General features: G+C 52.4%; 20 protein-coding genes. 19 read left to right on the top strand and 1 reads right to left on the bottom strand.

Annotated elements, in window-relative coordinates:
* The 10 genes from lon to Q7U71_03650 form a co-directional block, all read left to right on the top strand.
* Window positions 1-1542: endopeptidase La (gene lon / locus Q7U71_03695; GenBank protein ID MDO9390860.1), on the top strand; the 1542-nt coding region annotated here is incomplete at its 5' end.
* Window positions 1543-1704: 162 nt separating this feature from the next.
* Entirely contained in the window at window positions 1705-2721 is a 1017-nt protein-coding gene (locus Q7U71_03690; GenBank protein MDO9390859.1) for a hypothetical protein, read from the top strand.
* 210 nt (window positions 2722-2931) lie between these two features.
* The gene (locus Q7U71_03685) at window positions 2932-3150 is read left to right on the top strand and encodes a zinc ribbon domain-containing protein (GenBank protein MDO9390858.1); all 219 of its coding nucleotides are present in this window, start codon (window positions 2932-2934) and stop codon (window positions 3148-3150) included.
* Between the two features lie 52 nt (window positions 3151-3202).
* Entirely contained in the window at window positions 3203-3484 is a 282-nt protein-coding gene (locus tag Q7U71_03680) for an HU family DNA-binding protein (protein ID MDO9390857.1), read from the top strand.
* 555 nt (window positions 3485-4039) lie between these two features.
* Window positions 4040-4546: a hypothetical protein gene (locus tag Q7U71_03675; GenBank protein ID MDO9390856.1), complete on the top strand. Its 507-nt coding sequence runs from the start codon at window positions 4040-4042 to the stop codon at window positions 4544-4546.
* Between the two features lie 99 nt (window positions 4547-4645).
* The gene (locus tag Q7U71_03670) at window positions 4646-5161 is read left to right on the top strand and encodes an RNA polymerase sigma factor (GenBank protein ID MDO9390855.1); all 516 of its coding nucleotides are present in this window, start codon (window positions 4646-4648) and stop codon (window positions 5159-5161) included.
* Window positions 5162-5170: 9 nt separating this feature from the next.
* Complete coding sequence (locus Q7U71_03665) at window positions 5171-5674, top strand: hypothetical protein (protein MDO9390854.1); 504 nt, start codon at window positions 5171-5173, stop codon at window positions 5672-5674.
* Between the two features lies 1 nt (window position 5675).
* Window positions 5676-6230: a hypothetical protein gene (locus Q7U71_03660; GenBank protein ID MDO9390853.1), complete on the top strand. Its 555-nt coding sequence runs from the start codon at window positions 5676-5678 to the stop codon at window positions 6228-6230.
* Window positions 6231-6337: 107 nt separating this feature from the next.
* On the top strand, window positions 6338-6670 hold the full coding sequence (locus tag Q7U71_03655) for a hypothetical protein (protein ID MDO9390852.1): 333 nt from the start codon (window positions 6338-6340) through the stop codon (window positions 6668-6670).
* An 89-nt stretch (window positions 6671-6759) separates the two neighbouring features.
* A complete protein-coding gene (locus Q7U71_03650; protein MDO9390851.1) occupies window positions 6760-7284 on the top strand; it encodes a Spy/CpxP family protein refolding chaperone in 525 nt (174 codons plus the stop codon).
* A gap of 77 nt (window positions 7285-7361) precedes the next feature.
* On the opposite strand, the gene Q7U71_03645 is transcribed toward Q7U71_03650, so the two are convergent.
* Window positions 7362-7586: a hypothetical protein gene (locus Q7U71_03645; GenBank protein ID MDO9390850.1), complete on the bottom strand. Its 225-nt coding sequence runs from the start codon at window positions 7584-7586 to the stop codon at window positions 7362-7364.
* A gap of 139 nt (window positions 7587-7725) precedes the next feature.
* Here Q7U71_03645 and Q7U71_03640 point away from each other — a divergent pair, with 139 nt between their 5' ends.
* The 9 genes from Q7U71_03640 to Q7U71_03600 all read left to right on the top strand — a co-directional run bounded on the left by Q7U71_03640 (window position 7726) and on the right by Q7U71_03600 (window position 17835).
* On the top strand, window positions 7726-9996 hold the full coding sequence (locus tag Q7U71_03640) for a sigma 54-interacting transcriptional regulator (protein ID MDO9390849.1): 2271 nt from the start codon (window positions 7726-7728) through the stop codon (window positions 9994-9996).
* Between the two features lie 287 nt (window positions 9997-10283).
* Window positions 10284-10739, top strand: a complete 456-nt coding sequence (locus Q7U71_03635) for a GspH/FimT family protein (protein ID MDO9390848.1) — start codon at window positions 10284-10286, stop codon at window positions 10737-10739.
* Window positions 10740-10754: 15 nt separating this feature from the next.
* Window positions 10755-11180 (top strand): prepilin-type N-terminal cleavage/methylation domain-containing protein, encoded by a 426-nt coding sequence (locus tag Q7U71_03630; GenBank protein MDO9390847.1) that lies wholly within the window; start codon window positions 10755-10757, stop codon window positions 11178-11180.
* Between the two features lie 40 nt (window positions 11181-11220).
* Window positions 11221-14475 (top strand): prepilin-type N-terminal cleavage/methylation domain-containing protein, encoded by a 3255-nt coding sequence (locus tag Q7U71_03625; GenBank protein ID MDO9390846.1) that lies wholly within the window; start codon window positions 11221-11223, stop codon window positions 14473-14475.
* Between the two features lie 35 nt (window positions 14476-14510).
* Complete coding sequence (locus Q7U71_03620; protein MDO9390845.1) at window positions 14511-15923, top strand: PilX N-terminal domain-containing pilus assembly protein; 1413 nt, start codon at window positions 14511-14513, stop codon at window positions 15921-15923.
* A gap of 154 nt (window positions 15924-16077) precedes the next feature.
* Entirely contained in the window at window positions 16078-16293 is a 216-nt protein-coding gene (locus Q7U71_03615) for an addiction module protein (GenBank protein MDO9390844.1), read from the top strand.
* Window positions 16293-16583, top strand: coding sequence for a type II toxin-antitoxin system RelE/ParE family toxin (locus Q7U71_03610; GenBank protein ID MDO9390843.1), 291 nt, complete (start codon window positions 16293-16295; stop codon window positions 16581-16583). The genes Q7U71_03615 and Q7U71_03610 overlap by 1 nt, the downstream gene beginning before the upstream one ends.
* Before the next feature lie 228 nt (window positions 16584-16811).
* Window positions 16812-17342 carry a Mov34/MPN/PAD-1 family protein gene (locus Q7U71_03605; GenBank protein ID MDO9390842.1) on the top strand — a complete coding sequence of 177 codons (531 nt, stop codon included), beginning with the start codon at window positions 16812-16814 and terminating at the stop codon, window positions 17340-17342.
* A gap of 109 nt (window positions 17343-17451) precedes the next feature.
* Window positions 17452-17835, top strand: coding sequence for a GxxExxY protein (locus tag Q7U71_03600; GenBank protein ID MDO9390841.1), 384 nt, complete (start codon window positions 17452-17454; stop codon window positions 17833-17835).
* The last annotated feature ends 254 nt before the right edge of the window (window positions 17836-18089 follow it).

Raw genomic sequence — 18089 nt, 5'->3', positions numbered from 1 at the left:
CCTCCCCACGCTGCGGAGTACACCGTCTCCCGCACCTACATAGACTGGATGCTGAATCTTCCCTGGACCAAGTCCACCGTGGACAACATGGATATCATAGAAGCCCGCAAGATACTGGACCAGGATCACTACGACCTGGTCAAGGTCAAGGACCGGATCGTGGAGTACCTGGCGGTGCGCAAGCTGAAGAACGACGCCAAGGGGCCCATCCTCTGCTTTGTGGGGCCGCCGGGCGTGGGCAAGACCAGCTTGGGCCGTTCCATCGCCCGGGCCCTGGGCCGCAAATTCTACCGGATGTCGCTGGGCGGGGTGCGGGACGAGGCCGAGATCCGGGGCTTCCGCCGCACCTACATCGGCTCCATGCCGGGCCGGGTGATCCAGGGGCTTAAATCCTGCGGCTCCAACAATCCGGTTTTCATGCTGGACGAGGTGGACAAGATCGGCCAGGACTTCAGGGGCGACCCGGCGGCGGCCCTGCTTGAGGTGCTTGACCCCGAGCAGAATTTTTCCTTTGCCGACCATTATCTGGACGTGCCGTTCGACCTGTCCAAGGTGATGTTTATCACCACCGCCAACATCACCGATCCCATTCCCTCGGCCCTGAAGGACCGGATGGAGGTGCTGGAGCTTTCCGGATACATCGAAGAGGAAAAACTGCAGATCGCCGTCAATTACCTGGTGCCCCGCCAGATCAAGGAGAACGGGCTTAAGCCGGAGCAGATAGAGATCCCGGAAACCACCATCAGGAAGATCATCTCCGAATACACCCGCGAGTCCGGGGTCCGCAACCTGGAGCGGGAGATCGCCTCGGTCTGCCGCAAGATAGCCAAGGACGTGGCCTCGGGCAAGGACAAGAAGCGGGTGATAACCCCGGCGGTGCTGCCGGACCTGCTGGGCCCCCAGAAGATTTTTCCCGAGCTGGCCGAGCGGGCCGGCGAAGTGGGGGTGGCCACCGGCCTGGCCTGGACCTCGGTGGGCGGGGAGATCCTGTTCATCGAATCCACCAAGATGCCGGGCAAGAAGGGCATGCAGCTGACCGGCAGCCTGGGCGAGGTGATGAAGGAATCGGCCATGGCCGCCCTGTCCTATGTCCGATCCAACGCCGCCAAATACCAGGTGGACCCCAAATTCTTTGACCGCTACGACATTCACATCCACATTCCATCGGGGGCCATTCCCAAGGACGGACCCTCGGCCGGGGTGACCCTGGCCGCTTCGCTGGTCTCGCTGTTGTCCAACCGACCGGTCAAGCACTACCTGGCCATGACCGGAGAGATAACCCTGCGGGGCAAGGTGATGCCGGTGGGGGGGATCAAGGAAAAAGTGATCGCCGCCCAGCGGGCCGGTATCAAAGAGGTTATCATCCCCAAGCAGAACCAGAAGGACCTGGAGGAGGTCCCGGATTACGTCAAGAAGAAACTCCAGTTCCATTACGCCGAAACGGTGGACCAGGTGATGAAGCTGGCCTTTGAGGACCGGCGCCAGAAGAAAGTTGGGGCTCAGCCACAAAGACACAAAGGCACAAAGGGGAATAAACGGTAATCTTTATAGGAGCGGATCAGCAGGCTGGATTTGGTCCATGCGTTAAAATTATTTATATTGGTCAGGGACAATAATCTTGGCGATCAATTGGGCCCTGTATAAATATAATCTTCGTGTCTTTGTGTCTTAGTGGTTAAAAAATACTAACAGGAAAACAAACAAGTGGGACTTTACACCGACCTGTCCATAGATCTTTCCCGGAGGTTCGGGAAACCGCCCCAGCTGCCTCTGGCCAAGCATATCAGCCGGCCCAAGCGGGTGCTGATCTTTCCGGCCCAGGCCGAAGGAGAGGTGCTGTGGTCCCTGCCGGCCATCCGGGCTTTGCGCAAACACTATGCCGACAGCCTGCTGTCGCTGATGCTGGACGAAGGCCGCCGCAGCCTGTGGCATTTTGACGACGAGGTGGACGAGATCATAGACTACCGGCCCCAGTTGTTAAAGGGCCGGGGCAGCGCCGAGTTCAAGCGGCTTAAAGGGCTGATCAAGTCCCGGCGCTTTGACCTGCTGCTTAATCTGAATTACCGGGACTGCCCGCTGACGGACTACCTATTTTACCAGACCGTCCCCGGCCTGCGCTGCGGGGCCTTCTCCAAGGACGGCTATCCCTTCAAGAACGTGATGATCCGCCAGGAGAACCTTCCGGCCGACGAGGCCCGGCGCAATTTTGCCATGCTGGGGTTCTTGGGGCTGGAGGCGGCCGGTCATCCCATAGTCTGGCCGAAGCTGGTGGACGCCGAAGGCCGGCGCGAGTTCAAGGAGCGTCTGCGGGTGGAGGGCCTGCAAAAAGGCCAGCAGCTGATCGCCCTGGATGCGGCGGCTTTCAAAAGGCAATCCCTGGAAAATTTCCTGCGTCAGGCCCAAAAGCATTCCAGCCTTAAACTGATGCTGATAAATGCCGGCCCCGAGCTCCAGTCCGCCAACCCTTCCGGCGTCCTGCTGCTGAACTCGCTGTCCACAGTGGAGCTGGCCGATGCCCTGTCCTTTGCCAAGGCCTTCATCGGCGTCAAGAACGATCTGTTCTCGCTGGCCTGTCTGCTGAAGGTGCCCTGCCTGATATCAGCGCATCAGGGCGAAAGGGGAATGCCCGAGCCCGGGGAAAGCCTGCAGATAGTGGAGTTCAAACATAAAGTTGACTTCCCCCAGAGCCATGCCCTTAAAATGCTGGAAGCGCTTTGTTAGTTAATTGTTATTCGTAATTTGTGAATCGTAAGATCTTTAGTCTTTTATTGTTTTGAGGGGAAAGTATCTAAAAATCCGTGTCCTATGAAAAATATTTTTGTAGGTTTCGTGGGCAAAGTGGTATATCTCCCCGGCGGGGTTCCTGCTAAATATTTGAAATTTATAAAAAAACATATTGACAAATTCCCTAATTCGTTGTATTATAATAATATGCCGATATACGAATTCGAGTGCCGGCAGTGTCAGCACAAATTTGACCAGTTAATGCGGGCTTCCGATCCTGATCCCAAGTGCCCGGAATGCCAAAGCGCCGAGGTGGAAAAACTTTTTTCAGCCTTCGGCTGCAAGAGCCAGAGCGGTTTTGTTTCCTCGTCTTCCAAGTCCGGATGCCACAGCTGCTCCTCGCATAACTGCGGGAGTTGTCACTGATATATCATTCCGCTTATAATATCCATACAGCGCACCAAAAGGAGGAAATTTCATGACTAAGGCCGACCTGGTGAAGATAGTCTGCGACAAAACAGGTTTTACCCAGCGCGATGCCAAGATCATTGTCGATTCGTTTTTGGATTCCATCATGCAGACGCTGTCCGAAGGCAAGAACATCGAGATCAGGGGATTTGGCCGCTTCAAGATCAAGGAGCGCAAACCCAGGCTGGCACGCAATCCCCGGCGGCCAACAGAGACGGTGCAGATACCGGCCCGGCTGACACCGGTCTTCCAGGCCTCCAACGAACTCAAAGCCATGGTAATGCAAAAATAAATTCATTTTAGAATACAGAGGAAGAAAGGTTTTTTATGCCCTGCGGTAAAAAGAAAAAAGGACACAAGATGGCCACCCACAAGCGCAAGAAGAGGCTCCGCGCCAACCGGCACAAGAAGAAGATCCGTTAGCACTTTGTCCTGGGCAGTTTCCTGTTATGGGGAACTGCCCATTTTATTTTTTGTAACTGTTCAGGTAGTGGAAAAATGACATCTTTTTTTATGCTAATTATTCTATTTCCATTGCCACGAGCTTTAGCACGTGGCAGAAGGATCGGAAAAAATCTCTTGGGGTTTCAACCCCAGATTACGAATCCATATTCTGAACTTCTCTGGGGCTAAAGCCCACCGGATTTAATATAATTGCATACCACGACCTGAAGGTCGTGGCAATACGGTTGGCAAACATATCCTTTACAATCAAGGTCTGACTAGTTATTATTATTTTTGTATTTTGAGGCCATAGTCTTGACTTTTACCGCCAGTTGGTATAAACTATCAAGTGTAAAACGAAAATAAGTCCACAAACCATAATTAACTAAAAGGAGAAACAGGCATGAAGAAACTGGCAGTGGTATTATTGCTGGTGGCGGTGATGGCCGGCATGGCCTCAGCCGAGGGCTACAAAATGGGCACCAAATACGTCGGCCCGCTGGTTGGTCTTGGCTGGCACGATCTGATGCTTGGCGGACAGTTCGAATACGGGTTCCACGAGAAGATCAGCGGCGGCGCCATCCTTGGCTGGTCCTCGCAGTCTGAGGACTACTACTGGGCTGAATATACCTATACCTATATAGCGATAGGCGCCCAGGGCAATTACCACTTCAAGCCCGGCGAAAAGTTTGATCCGTTCGTTGGCGCAGTGATGGGGTATGATATTGTTTCCATGGATGTTGAGTATGCTGCCGGCTATGGCGATTGGTATAACTACGATGTGTCCGGCAGCGCCATGTTCTTCGGCGGAGCCTTGGGATGCAACTATGATTTCAGCCCGACCATGGTAGGCACCGCCCGGCTGGGGTATCCATACTACCTGGCAGCCGGCGTTTCCTTCAAGTTCTAATCAGACATTCTTTAAAACGCCCCGTTTTGTGCGGGGCGTTTTTTGTTTCCCAATAATAAACCTTTTCACACCTTCAGCAGTCTAATACTTTGTAAGCAGATGATCGATCAGACTCAAAACGACATAAAAAACAGGCCTCAATCATATGATCTCAAAGAGGTTATAGCGTCCAACAGCCAGGCCATCTACCGCCTGTGTTACCGGCTGACCGGCAATGTTGAGGATGCCAAGGACCTTACCCAGGAGGTGTTCATCAGGGCTTACAAGGGGCTGGACGGCTTTAGGGGGCAATCCGAGGTCAAAACCTGGCTGTACCGGATAGCCATTAACCTGGGCTCCAGCTGGCGCAAGAAAGAGGTTTTCAGCTCAATATCGCTGGACGAGATCCCGGAACCTTCGGCCCCGGACGGGCAGGACAGCGACAAGGTCAGGGCGGTCAAGAAGGCGGTAAGCGAACTGCCCTACAAACAGAAAATGGTCTTCGTGATGCACCAATACGAGGGTTTCAAGCACGAGGAAATTGCCAAAATGACCGGAAGGACAGAGGGCAGCGTCAAAGCCAACTACCACCAGGCGGTGGAAAAATTGAAAATAAGCTTAAAAGATCTGATCTGAAAATATAAAATGAAAAACGAAACCAAAATAATTCACACTGAAGACACCGCCGCAAAACTGCTGCAGCTGGCCCATAGTTGGGAAGTGGAGATGCCGGAAGACAGGTTCTTCATCAACCTTCCGGTGGTGGTGGCGGAAAGTTTAAGAGCCAAGCCGGTCTCCTGGTGGCAAAGGGGCTGGATCTACTGGGGAACCCTTTCCGGGGCCATGACCGCGGTGATGCTCTTGTTTGCCTGGCAGTTGGGAACGGGGATCAGCGCCAACAACAATCTGGCCAAAGCCGCCTCGGAATGGGGCATAGACGATTACGGCTGGGAAAGGGTGGACGAGGTGCTGAGCCAGGCCGGTCAAAATGACGGGCTTTCCCCCAGCCTCCAGACCTACGGCAGCGAAGTCCTGTTGGACTACAGCACCAGCGACCAGGACGATTACCAGAGCGCCACCCAGGACCTAAATGATGAAGAGTGGAAAGACGTGCTGGAACAAATATCAGCCAAAGAAAGGACCATATAAAATGAAGAAAATAAGTATGCTGGCGGCAGTCTTGATCCTGCTGATCTCCGCCTCAGCCTGGGCCCAGCCCGGGCCGCAGGACGGAATGATGCCCCCGCCGCCCGGGATGATGAACGGCGGCGGCCCGGGAGCCTGCGAAGAACCCTGCCCGCCCTGGGATAAAGAACGCAAGATGCTGGAGGCGGTGCGGATCACCAGGATGACGGAGGCCTTGGAACTGACCGACAAACAGATCGCCGAATTTTTCCCCAAGCACAAACAGCTGGAAGACGGCCTGATGCAGATGGGGAAAACCAGGCAAAAGTACATCGGCCAGCTGGACAGCCTGCTTAGCGCCGGGGGCAAAGAGCAGGAGCTAAAGGCCAAGATTGCCCAGATCGAGAACAACGAGGCCGAAAGATGGCAGAGGATGAAGGCTTTTAAAACTTATGCCGCCGGGATATTGACGGTAAAACAGCAGGCAAAGATGATGGTGTTCATCCAGAAATTTGATGAAGAGATCAGGGACATGGTGCGTGACATCCGGCAGAAAAAGATGAGACGGTACGGGCAATGAGTAATGTAAGGGCAATTCATCCTACTACGCATACAACCGTTATGCTTCGTCGGACACGTGAATTGCCCCAACCAAGAGTAATTAACAACAGAATATAAAGGAGAAACGTGAGAACCCTTCACAAACTTACCCTGGCGCTGGCAATGGCAGCCCTGATGGCCCCGTTGGCCTGGGCTCAAAGCGGAACTCCGGCGGATTCCGGCCAGGGACAGAAGATCCGGAACCAGGAGCAGACCCAGACCAAGTCCCAGTACAAGGACGAGGACGGCAACGGCGTCTGTGACCAGTGCAAGGTCCAGAAAAAGGAGCAGGCCAAGAAACAGACCCGCACCCGGGCCAAAAAGCAGACCGGCGATTGCAGCGGGAACATGGCTCCCCAGGGCGGCGGATCGGGATGCCGGCAGGGACAGGGCAATGGTTCGGGCAGCGGCAGAAACTAGAACTATCAAAGATCAGCTAAATAATATTTACCGCGCGGGTTGATATTAAAAGTCCAAAAAACAAAAACAAAATCAAAAGGAGTAAAAGAATGAAAAAGACACTTACCCTGGCCGCCGTCCTGCTGATAGCAGCCGGCGTGGCCCTGGCCCAGTGCCCCATGGGGCAGGGCAAGGGAGACGGCCCCAAAGGCGGAGCCATGATGGAACAGGGCGGAATGAAGGATTGTGGAAATCCCGGAATGGGAATGGGACAGGGCCAATGGTGGGAGAACCCGGAGATCGCCAAGAACCTGGGTTTGACCTCCGAGCAGACGGAAAAGATCGACCAGCTGTCCTTAAAACACCGCAAGGAGATGGTGAAACTGGAAGCAGAGATGAAGATCTCCCGGATGGAATACCAGGACATCATGGAAGGCAATGCCACCGACAGCGAGATCCGCAAGAAATCCGGCGAGATGAAGTCCCTGATGAACAAGCTGCATGACGCCAAGACCGAGCATATGCTGGAATTGCGTAAGGTTTTGACCGCCGACCAGCAGAAGAAGCTGAAGGCCGAGCACCGCGGAATGCGCCGCCAGATGAAGAACAATCCTGATTGTCCAAACAAGGACTGATAAATAACAAGCAATTCGATTCCAAACAGAGCGCCGCTTTTAATTAAGCGGCGCTCCGTTGTTTAAAAAATGCCTGTCTAACTTGCTCCGGAAAAGTAGAAAGAATATGGTGGATATGGTAAAAACGCAGATTTTACCCAGTTATGTTCTTTTCTTTTTGTACCGCCAAAAAGCAAAGAACCAAAAGAAAAAGCTCGTCGCTTAAAACTCTCCGGGCGTTGCGCTTCTCGTTGATGACGGGCTTGTCTGAACTCGGGCTTTGGCCAAGCCCTCAAACAGGCCAGACAAGCTTTTTCCGCCATCAACTGCGGTGCTCACTGATCGTTTTAACGCGACAACCTGGGTCGGCACCTATTGTCTACATGTTTTCTGAGCTGGTTGGATAATCATTTTTCAAAAATCCAGTTGACACCGTAAAATTGTTATGGTAGACTATTACCCATGAGTAACAGATGGCAGAGATACGAGTTAGAGACCAAGCTGGCCGGTTTTTTGATCGTGCTGGTGCTTTTGGTCATTAACCTGTCGGGGATTTGGCTGGTATATAAAACAAAATCCCGGATGGACTCGATCCAGCTCAGCCAAATGGAATTATTGGGCGGTTTGGCCCAGGCCGAACTGTCAAGGACCAATGGTCTGCCAAAGGATTCGCTTTGGTCCTCCTGGCAGAACCTGGCCCAAAAGACCGGCCTGGTCAGCATCGGCCTGCTGGATGCCGGCGGCAGGCTGGTCTTTAAATATGACAAATACCAGCCCTGGAACCTGGAACCTGGGACATACGAAAGATCTTCAACCATTATGCCGTCGTCCGTCTCGTACAGTAAGAACGGAGTGGCCATTTCCCCCGCCTACCAAAGGCTGGGGCTTTTGTATTTTACCGCCTTTTATAAAACAGGGGAAGGCCCGAACCTCATTGCTCTGGAATATCCGGCCGGCGAAGATTTTTCCCTTTCCAAGGCGGCAAATGTCCAGGTGCTGGCCGGAGCCATAGGATTCGGGTTGATATTGATCATAGGGCTTTTCTACCTCAGGAGCATCTTTTCGCCTTTTAGGCAGATGGCCCAAAGCGCCCGCAGCAGTCTGGGCCAGGTGCCTTCCGGCCAGTCCGGCTCCGACGTGGACCTGGTGGTGAAAACCTATGATCAAATGATAGAACAGCTGAAGGCCAGGGGCCAAACCCTGCAGAAACTTTACGACAATGCCCGCGACCGGGCCGAGCAGAGCGAGCTGATAAAAAAGCAGATCGTGGACAGCATCGACAAGGCCCTGATCACGCTTGAAAGGAACGGGGAAGTAACCTCGTTCAACCGGGCGGCGGCCCAACTGGCCGGAGGGGAAGAGCCCGCCCAGATCTTACGATGGCTTAAGGAAAACAACCTCCCTGGTCTGATCGAAAGCAAAAAGCCGCAGGTGTGGGAAGCCAGACACCCTAAATACGGCCAGCGCTACCTTCAGGCCGAATTGTTTGATCTTACCGGTCCTGCCGGACAAAGCTCCGGAAGAATCATAGCGGTGACGGACATCACCGAGATCAAAAACATGGAGGAACAGGGCCGGCTTTACGACAGCGCCCTGCTGATGGCCCAGGCTTCCCAAAAACTGCTGCAAAGGATCACGCCCGAGATAGCGGCCTTAAAAGATCCGGCCTGCGCCGCCCTGGCCCAGCCCGGCCAGTGGCAAAAACATGTGGCCGAGATCGAGCGGGCGGTGGAGGACATGGGGCAGTATCTAAGCTACCAACCGGCCGGGGCGCCGGAAGCGGGGAAACATTCGATCATCCATGCCTCCCAGGCCATGACAGATATACTGGAGATGGCTAAGAAGGTGGCCAAGACCGAGAGCACGGCGCTGATCACCGGGGAATCCGGCACCGGCAAGGAGCTCATCGCCAGGGCAATCCACCGACAGAGCCCCAGGTGCACGGGACCTTTTGTATCCATAAACTGCGGGGCCCTGCCGGAGACGCTTTTGGAGTCGGAGCTTTTCGGCTACTTGCGGGGCGCCTTCACCGGGGCCTCCAAGGACAAGCCCGGGCTGTTAAAGGCGGCCGAGGGGGGCACCTTCTTTCTGGACGAGATCGGAGAGCTTCCCCTTTCGTTGCAGGTGAAACTGCTGCGGTTACTGCAGGAGCGGGAGGCCACCCCGGTGGGCGGCACCAAGCCGTTCAAGGTTGATATCCGGCTGATAGCGGCCACCAACCAGGATCCGGAACAGCTGGTGAAGGCGGGGAAGTTCAGGCAGGACCTGTTTTTCCGGCTAAATGTCTTTCCCATTGAACTGCCACCGCTGCGCCGGCGGCCCGAGGATATCATTTTATTGGCCAACCATTTTGCCGAAAAACACTGCCAAAAGACCAAAACCCCGGTCAAGCATTTCAGCAAGGCCAGCCTGGATGTCTTGACCGGCTACCAGTGGCCGGGCAATGTAAGGGAGCTGGAGAATGCAGTGGAACGGGCGGTGGTGATGGCCATGGGGAATCTGATCAAGCCCGAGCATCTGAACATTGCAGCAGCAGAAGGCAAAAGCGTTCCCAAGAACGAAAAAGGCCTGAGTCTGCTGGAAGTTTCGGCCAGGGCTGCGGCCGCCTCCGAGGCTCAAATGATCAAGGAGATGTTGAAGGAGACCGGGGGAAACAAAAGCGAAGCTTCCCGCAAGCTAAAGATCAGCTACCGGGTGATGCTGAAGAAGATCAAGGATTACCATCTGGAGTGAATTCCTGTCTTTTTACCTTAGGAAAGACAGGATTAACATGATTTATTTTTTTTCTGAGGTTAGCCTCAGATTTTACTAAAACTTATCTTGATAATGCCGAGTTCAGTCGTTTCTCGTATAATGACCAGAAACGACCAAGTATTACCGTAGGGTAATAATATATGCTGGTTTATTTGAAGACATCATTCTAATTCCATCAATGTAAACGATTGACCAGTAATGGTTTAGAAAATAACTAAAATTTTGGCATAAACATTGCATATTTAATAGCGAGGGAGATAAAAACCATGAAAGAAAAAGGGTTCACATTAATCGAGCTGATGGTGGTGGTGATCATAATGGGTGTGGTCGCGGCTTTTTCGGTGCCCAATTTTTTGAGGTCATTGCCCACCACCCGGCTTAACAATTCGGCCGATGATCTGCGCGGCAAGTTGATGCTGGCCAGGGTAAGGGCCATAGGCGAGGGAGTTCCTTACATTGCCCGGTTCACCGCCAATGGAACCAGTTATACCATTGTCAAAGATATTAATGCCAACGAAACCATAGACAACGGCGAGCCGACAGTCACCCATAGTTATGAAACCGGAATAGCCAATGATTCCATACCCAATGCCAACCCTTCGATAGTCGTTTTTTCGCCCCGGGGCGAAGCGTTGACCCCGGGCGGGATAAGATTGACGAACGGCCGCAATGAAAAGTCCCGGGTGGATGTGGTCACTTCCGGGTCGGTTATAAAGCATTAATGCAAGGAGTAAAAAATGAAATCAAATATTTTTAATAGAACCAGCTCCAACCGGGGCTTTACCATGGTGGAGCTTTTGGTGGCGGTTATGGTGCTGTCAATAGGCTTAATGGCCATGGCCGGGGTGGTTCCCATGGCCATGCGCACCATAACCACAAACCGGATATTGACCAAAGCCGTTGATTACAGCCAGCAGGAGATGGAAACCTTAAAAAGAATGGGTTTTGACAATCTGGCTTTGGTCAATGACGACCATTTTAATCCCAGCGGAAACACCCGTTACGAAAGCTGGGTAACTGTAACCAGCACCACTGGCGGGGCGATTTCCGCGACAGACAAGATCCGGATGGTAAGGGTAACCACTTCCATGAAGCCGGGGACTGACGAAGCCGATCTGGAACCCGATGATGTCATCACCATGATCAGCTATTTCACCAGATAAAGCACAATCACAACAAACCCCAAAACCGGAGGCGCCTGCCATGAATACAAAAAACCTTAAAGACCGCGGCTTTACCCTGATAGAGCTGATGATCACCATGGTCATGCTGTCTATTATAGTGGTGGCCATAGTATCGGTGGTAATGAGCAGCCAGAAAGCCAAGCGGAACACCGAGCTGATCTCCGAGGCCCAGCAGACGGCCCGGATACTGGTGGACATGATCAGCGATGACGTCCGTTCGGCGGGGTACGGGGCCAACACCGTGGCCGGACATACGCCGATAGTCTATGCCGCGCCTTACGACATCATGATCTCGGCCAACCTGGCGCCCTATCCCGATGTTCCGGGAACTCCGGGCAGCCCGGCGGCCATAAACCCTGCAAGCACGCCTTTGCCCGGTGGCTCGGGCAGCCCGTTATACGATGGCGGAGCCGGATTTGCCGACGGAGCCGAGACCATCCGGTACACTTTCGACTCCAATAACGACAAAACGGTGACCACTGCCGACCGGGGAGATGACCTGGAGGAAAGGCTGACCCGAAACGATGAATTGTATTCCGTTACCCGCCAGGTCTTTGGCTTTAACGCTACGGCCAATAGCAACGGCGGCAATCCACTGCCGGTGGGTCTGGCCCGTTCCGATTTTCCGGCTCCCGCTGCCGGAGTGATAAAGCCGCTGTTCCAGTACTGGATATCCACCGCCGGCGGGGATGTTTTGCATGGCGATACGGACAATAACGGCTCTTTGTCGGACGAGGAAATTGACAACTTGACACCGGTTCCGGCCGGAAGCTTAAGATCAATCTCCCGGGTTATCATAACGGTAACCACTGCCACCAAGAGCCCCAATTCTAAAGGGGTTTACGAACAGGTGGAGATCGCCACCACCACCACCATTACCAGGAACATAAAAATAACCGAGGGCCGGGTCATTTCCGGCAAGGTGGCCATTGACGGCAATGACAATCAAAAATATGACTCCGGAGAAACCGGTATCCCAAATATAAAGGTGGAAAACCGCACCGATGGACAGGTGGTTTACACCGATGCCAATGGTGATTACTCCTTTGCCGTGGAAGCTAAAAAGCATACCATAGAAATCACCCTGCCAACCTTAACCTGCACTTCTACCGGCAGCGGATTTAGTGTAGTGGACTCGGCAAAACTCTCATATTTGCTGGATGCCACCACCTCCAATGTCACCCGGAATTTTTCCCTGGAACCATATACCCCAGGCTATGTAAGCGGGGTGGTATTTGAAGATTTAGACGGGAACGGCATCAAGGGTAGCGGGGAACTGGGCATCCCCGGTTGCACAGTTTATCTTAAGAATTCGGTAATGACTGATTATACTGACAGCGACGGGAATTATTGCATCGCGGCGGCGCCGGGTACTGACAGCGTAAAGTGCATTGTAATAGTTCACGACCCGGAATACACTCCCACCATACCCAATCCCCCGGCTCATGCAGTTACCATTACCTCAGGGGGATCCGTTGATACCATGAATTTCGGGTTTGTTACCGCCGGGCAGTGCACGCTTAAGGGTAAAGTGTATTTGGACGATGGCAACGGGGCTTATAACGGCGAAGCCGGTATAGCTGGAGTAGAGTTGGCCGTATACTACCGGGCCACTGCGGCCACCCCCCTTACTTCCGAACAATGGCTTCCCATAGACCCCCTGCCTTTAACCGCCTCGGATGGCACCTTTGCCATTAAAGTGGCGGCCCTGCCGGACCGTTATTACAGCCTGACCGAAATTGATCCCAAGGGTTATTTTTCCACCACCACCAACCGTTATGATATCGGCTTTGTGACCACCGGCCAGGTTGTAACCGGTAAAAATTTCGGGGACATGAAACTTACGGCGGTATCCTTCTCGGCCTCCAACGTGCTTTCCATGACGGTCAACGATTTCCGGGAATATGAGGTCAACATGGCCACCGAGAAGAATGATACCGACATCGTGCTGGGCACCAAGTACGAAAGCGGACGCGGCAACATCCGGGGATGGTTCAACAAACGCTATTTGAGAGACGGCACCCAGACTGCTGACGTAACCCAGCTTTTTGAACTCGGCGATGTTTCCACCACCCGTTATCAATATGCCTACGAGCAGAAAAGTTTTCCCACCAACGTCAATATCCAGGCCATAGCCAGCGACACCATGAACCATAAGGCTTATATTACGAAGTCAGGGTCTAATTATTTGATCACGACCGCCAACGTAAAAAATTCCCGCCACCGCAAGGATCTGGTGCTGGGCCTGAGCAACACCTCCAGCATTACTTACAATGTGGCGGTATGGCCCAGCATGGACACCTGCAAATATCTGGCCAGTTCTGGTTTTAGCTATGACTCCGTGGGCGCGGCGGTGATCATGGACTCGGTGCCAGCCACCAGTCCCTATATGTACAAACTTATCGCCGGGGGCAACAGCGCCTATCCAGTTAACGCCCTGGCGGTGGCCAATTTTGGCAGTGACGGTTATGCCGACATAATTGCCGGGTTCAGCAGCGCTACCAATACCGGCGGATTCCAAATGTGGATAAACACTTTGAAGATACCATCGCTAAGCGGCAAATACGGCGAAACCCGGATATTCCCCGATTCCGGGGCCAGCCAGCGTTGGACCGGCATAGGCGAGGTTTTGGCCCTGGACGCCGCCAACATCGTGGGTACCGCCAGCACCGACCTGGTGGTGGGTACCAGGGACGGGACAGGCACCGGTTCCATAATAGTTTACACCGGGACCGGGACGCCCAGCGGGACCAGCAAGTGGTTTTTAAGCGCTAAGATCACCTTAAACCCCTTGGGCGAGGTAACGGCGTTGAAGATCATTGACATTAACAACGACGGCAAAAAGGACATCGTGGCTGCGGTAAGGACAGACGAGTATGTTGGCATGCTGCAGGTTTGGCTGCAGGAGGCTTCGGGATTGAACTTCGGAATGCTTGATGCAACCAGCCAGAGGGTCTGCTCGTATTTTGCGCCATTTGATGACGCCGAACCGGTGTGCCTGGATGCGGCTTTGATGAAATGGTACACGGCCGGCACCACTCCCCACATCGTGGTGGGCTTGCGCAGTTCGGAGTTTACCGGAAAAACCCTGATCTTTGACTGTTCCGGCGGCGTGCTGCCGGAAGTCGGTTCCGATGCTTCCGGTGGTGCTTACCTGGGTGCCGTGGCTGCGGTCAAGATCTCCGATTTCAGCATGGACGGCAGAAAAGACATTGCCGTGGCCGACAAGAACGGGGTGAACGAAGGAAGATTGATAATTTATTACGCTCAGTAAAAAAGCAAAATTCATAAAATCAGGAGGTAACTATCATGTCACAAACAAACAAACAGGAAAAAGGCATTGCCCTGGTGATGGCATTAATGCTGTTGCTGGTAATGTCGGTGATGGTGGCCGGCTTTATGCTGACCATCACCAACGAACAGAAGATGGGCGGCAACCAGGTGCGCTATGTGGAGGCCCTGAACCTGGCCGAGGCCGGGATCAGCGAAGTGTCGGCCCGTTTGAACCTGCCAACCGGCGATGCAAACGCCATAGCCGAGAATACGCCCCAAAATGCCGACTGGGAAGCCAGGATACTTAACGAGACCAACCTGCCGGCAGCGGAAGGGAATGCCCAGTATTACCCTGCTTTGCTGGCCGGAACCACCAACCAGCTGAGCTATACCGTCAGCGACATAAACAGCGCCGACGCCCAGTACGTTTTAACCGCCAGATACAAGACCAACGCCGCCGGTAATGCCATATTTTTCTACGATTACGGCACCGGGACCCAGCATTTGGTCAATGGCCCGCCTTTTAATGCTCCCAACGATAACAGTTTTCCCATCTGGGTGATCCGCTCCACCGGAATGGTGGGCAATGTCCGCCGCAGCGTGGAAGCGGAGGTGACCAGGAACAAGGTGGAGATAAACGTTACCGCCGCGGTCTCCTGCGATCAGGCGGTGTGGGCTACCGGCGCTTTCTCCGTTTGCGGGCATAATCATTTAATGTCCACACCAGTCGGAACAAGGGTCAAGCAGGGCGGCAGTAGCAATCCCTGTCATGATGACGGTTGGGAGGTTTGCGATAGGGATGCCGCCGGGTATGCGGCTGACAGTTGTATTGCGGGCGGGTGCCTGCCGGGCATTACCACCACCGGCGATGCCAATGAACCCCCTAAAGGTGGCGGTGATGAATTAGGGTTCCCGGTTGGTAACAGCAATACCGGAACATTTAAGGAGATCTGGGAGGCATTGGGCTTTGCCACCGAGGCCGATATGCGATCGGCCTATAATATCACGCAATTTAACACCAAAGCCGGAGCTTCTATAACCGACGGATGCGGGTTTTATGAATATACCGGCGATATGACCCCGGACGGAAGTAAAGCCAATGAATTAAGCATCAGTGACCTGCCGGACTCCAGCCGCGGCATTTTATGGGTAAGAGGTCCGTTTGACGGGGTAGGCGCGGGCTGTTTTAAGGGGTTATTATATGTAGATGGAGAAATGGCGGTTTCAAACAAGATCTGGGTATTAGGGGCCGTGATGATAAAAGGAGATAATGTGAACTATGATGGGGTGTCTGGTAATGCCCCCGGCGCCGGGCGCGGCATGCACATGAGGGGCAATGGTGACCTTTTGTACTCCAGCGAAATGCTGCAATACGTCATGCAGCAGATCAGCAGCAGTTCTATCGGCCTAAAACAGATATCCTGGCGGGAGATAGACATCCACAACTAAAGGGCAATAGCAAAAAAAGCCGTTCCGGAGTTTTCCGGAACGGCTTTTTTATTGACTTTTGGCTTGACTTGCCGGGTAAAATCTATTATCATTAACGTTGTAAATTTTGCTTGTGTCGGAATGTAATAAGTGCCTTTAATTAGGAGGAAATAGCATGGATACTACGCTTAAATTGGTAATGGAAATTGAAAAACTTTCCCCTATTGACCAGTTGCGCGTCATAGACAGGGTGATTCGCGATGTCATTAAGCCGGATGCGGAAATTGACAAAATTTGGGCAAAGGAAGCCGCCGAACGTTGGAGCGCTTATAAAAAGGGAGAGATTGATCCCATAGGCTATGATCAAGTGATGGCCAAGTATAAAAAGTGATGAAGGTGCTGTTTTTGCCGCTGGCCCAAGCAGAACTTGATGAAGCTTTTGAGTGGTATGAGCAACAGGCGGTTGGTTTGGGCGGTGAATTTTTGGATGAGTTTAATCAATCAATTCGACTGACTGTATCTTTTCCCCAAATGTTTGAGCAGACCGAGGGGGGATTGCGGCGTTGCCTTATTCCAAGATTCCCCTATGGTATTTTTTACGGCATAGAAGATGATAAGATTGTAATTGTTGCCGTTGCTCATCTGAGGAAAAAACCTGGTTATTGGATTGGAAGAACATAAGATGATCCAACCTCAAAAATAAATAGTGCAAAAAGCCGCTTCTGCTTGACAGAGCGGCTTTTTTATTGACTTTTGGCCGGTTTTATATTATACTTAAGGGTTGTTTTTGCAATAGGTAACTCGTTAAAAACAAGCGGGTTAAACTCAATTTACAATTTACAATTTACAATTTACGGTTTACGATTCACTATACCAAATTAAGAATTCCAAACAGTAAATAGGCAGTAGATGCAGGTATTCATCAATGAATCGGCCTTCTGGGGCCTGTTGGTCTCGGCCATAGAGGTCTATAAAAAGGAATCCTACGGCCTGCTGCTGGGCCACAAGGACGGCGACATGTTCATGGTGGTCAACGCCGTGGCCTGTCAGAAAGCCGAGCGCCATGCCACCTGGGTAAAGGCCCGGGACAAGTCCTACGCCCGGATCGTCAACTTCTTCAAAAACCTGCCCAACCTGTATGTGGTGGGCGACTTTCATTCCCACCCACTGCACAGCACCGACCTTAGCGCAGAAGACATCGACGGCATGAAACCGGGGCAGATATACATTGTGCTGGAGATCAAGGACAAGGCCAAGGACAAATACTGGAGCTACAACGAAGACGGCACCCTCTCCGGCACCACCGACAGCTGGTTCATCAAGGTCGCAGCCTATTACATAGATCCCCAAACCCTAAAACCCAAGATGGCCGATGTGCTGTGCCCGTTCGCCATAGGATTTGACATCAAGCCCAAGGAAAGAAAGCGCAATGGACAATGAGGCCCGCCCATCACACAAAGCCACGGAGATCACAAAGAGTTAATTAAAACACGGAGATTAAATAACCTTGGTGTCTTTATGTCCTAGTGTGAGAGAAAGGTTTCTACATATGAATGAAAATGAAATCGGACAGATAGTAGTTGATGCCGCAGTGGCCGTTCATAGAGAACTTGGTCCAGGATTGCTGGAAACAGTGTATGAGGTGGTGATGGCTCATGAGTTGGAGAAAAGGGGGTTGGTCGTTAGCCGTCAAGTCTGCGTGCCGATTGAATGCAGGGGAATAAAGTTCGAAGAAGGTTTCCGGGCAGACCTGATCATAGAAAATAAAGTGATAATCGAGTTAAAATCTGTAGAAACAATAAGTAAGTCGCACAAAAAACAAGTGTTAACTTACCTAAGATTAACTGGGTGCAAACTGGGATATTTGTTGAATTTCGGCGAAGCTTTAATGAAAAACGGAATATCAAGGATAATTAACGGAAGTATTAAATAGTCCTTAGTGCCTTTGTTTCTTGGTGTGAGAAATTTACCCATCACACGGAGTCACTAAGAACACGAAGGGAATGTTTTATCACACAAAGTCACGGAGAACACAAAGATTTCCTTTAAACACGGAAATTAAAAATAACCTTAGTACCTTTGTGTCTTGGTGTGAGAAATTTATCCATCACACGGAGCCGCGGAGGACACAAAGAAATAAAATCAGGCCTTGGCGGCTTTGTGTCTTAGTGTGAGAGAGGTGCTTAA

It is taken from the genome of bacterium (assembly GCA_030655055.1).
In the GTDB taxonomy this organism is placed as follows: domain Bacteria; phylum Edwardsbacteria; class AC1; order AC1; family EtOH8; genus UBA5202.
The sequence above is the reverse complement of the archived record's forward strand: the minus strand, read 5'-3'. Positions and strand labels throughout refer to the sequence as shown.

What these genes read in the sequence shown, in the direction of transcription:
- Q7U71_03685 (MDO9390858.1), top strand. Translation starts at nt 2,932, where the DNA reads ATGCCGATATACGAATTCGAGTGCCGGCAGTGTCAGCACAAATTTGAC.
- Q7U71_03680 (MDO9390857.1), top strand. Translation starts at nt 3,203, where the DNA reads ATGACTAAGGCCGACCTGGTGAAGATAGTCTGCGACAAAACAGGTTTT.
- Q7U71_03675 (MDO9390856.1), top strand. Translation starts at nt 4,040, where the DNA reads ATGAAGAAACTGGCAGTGGTATTATTGCTGGTGGCGGTGATGGCCGGC.
- Q7U71_03670 (MDO9390855.1), top strand. Translation starts at nt 4,646, where the DNA reads ATGATCGATCAGACTCAAAACGACATAAAAAACAGGCCTCAATCATAT.
- Q7U71_03665 (MDO9390854.1), top strand. Translation starts at nt 5,171, where the DNA reads ATGAAAAACGAAACCAAAATAATTCACACTGAAGACACCGCCGCAAAA.
- Q7U71_03660 (MDO9390853.1), top strand. Translation starts at nt 5,676, where the DNA reads ATGAAGAAAATAAGTATGCTGGCGGCAGTCTTGATCCTGCTGATCTCC.
- Q7U71_03650 (MDO9390851.1), top strand. Translation starts at nt 6,760, where the DNA reads ATGAAAAAGACACTTACCCTGGCCGCCGTCCTGCTGATAGCAGCCGGC.
- Q7U71_03645 (MDO9390850.1), bottom strand. Translation starts at nt 7,586, where the DNA reads ATGGCGGAAAAAGCTTGTCTGGCCTGTTTGAGGGCTTGGCCAAAGCCC.
- Q7U71_03640 (MDO9390849.1), top strand. Translation starts at nt 7,726, where the DNA reads ATGAGTAACAGATGGCAGAGATACGAGTTAGAGACCAAGCTGGCCGGT.
- Q7U71_03635 (MDO9390848.1), top strand. Translation starts at nt 10,284, where the DNA reads ATGAAAGAAAAAGGGTTCACATTAATCGAGCTGATGGTGGTGGTGATC.
- Q7U71_03630 (MDO9390847.1), top strand. Translation starts at nt 10,755, where the DNA reads ATGAAATCAAATATTTTTAATAGAACCAGCTCCAACCGGGGCTTTACC.
- Q7U71_03625 (MDO9390846.1), top strand. Translation starts at nt 11,221, where the DNA reads ATGAATACAAAAAACCTTAAAGACCGCGGCTTTACCCTGATAGAGCTG.
- Q7U71_03620 (MDO9390845.1), top strand. Translation starts at nt 14,511, where the DNA reads ATGTCACAAACAAACAAACAGGAAAAAGGCATTGCCCTGGTGATGGCA.
- Q7U71_03615 (MDO9390844.1), top strand. Translation starts at nt 16,078, where the DNA reads ATGGATACTACGCTTAAATTGGTAATGGAAATTGAAAAACTTTCCCCT.
- Q7U71_03610 (MDO9390843.1), top strand. Translation starts at nt 16,293, where the DNA reads ATGAAGGTGCTGTTTTTGCCGCTGGCCCAAGCAGAACTTGATGAAGCT.
- Q7U71_03605 (MDO9390842.1), top strand. Translation starts at nt 16,812, where the DNA reads ATGCAGGTATTCATCAATGAATCGGCCTTCTGGGGCCTGTTGGTCTCG.
- Q7U71_03600 (MDO9390841.1), top strand. Translation starts at nt 17,452, where the DNA reads ATGAATGAAAATGAAATCGGACAGATAGTAGTTGATGCCGCAGTGGCC.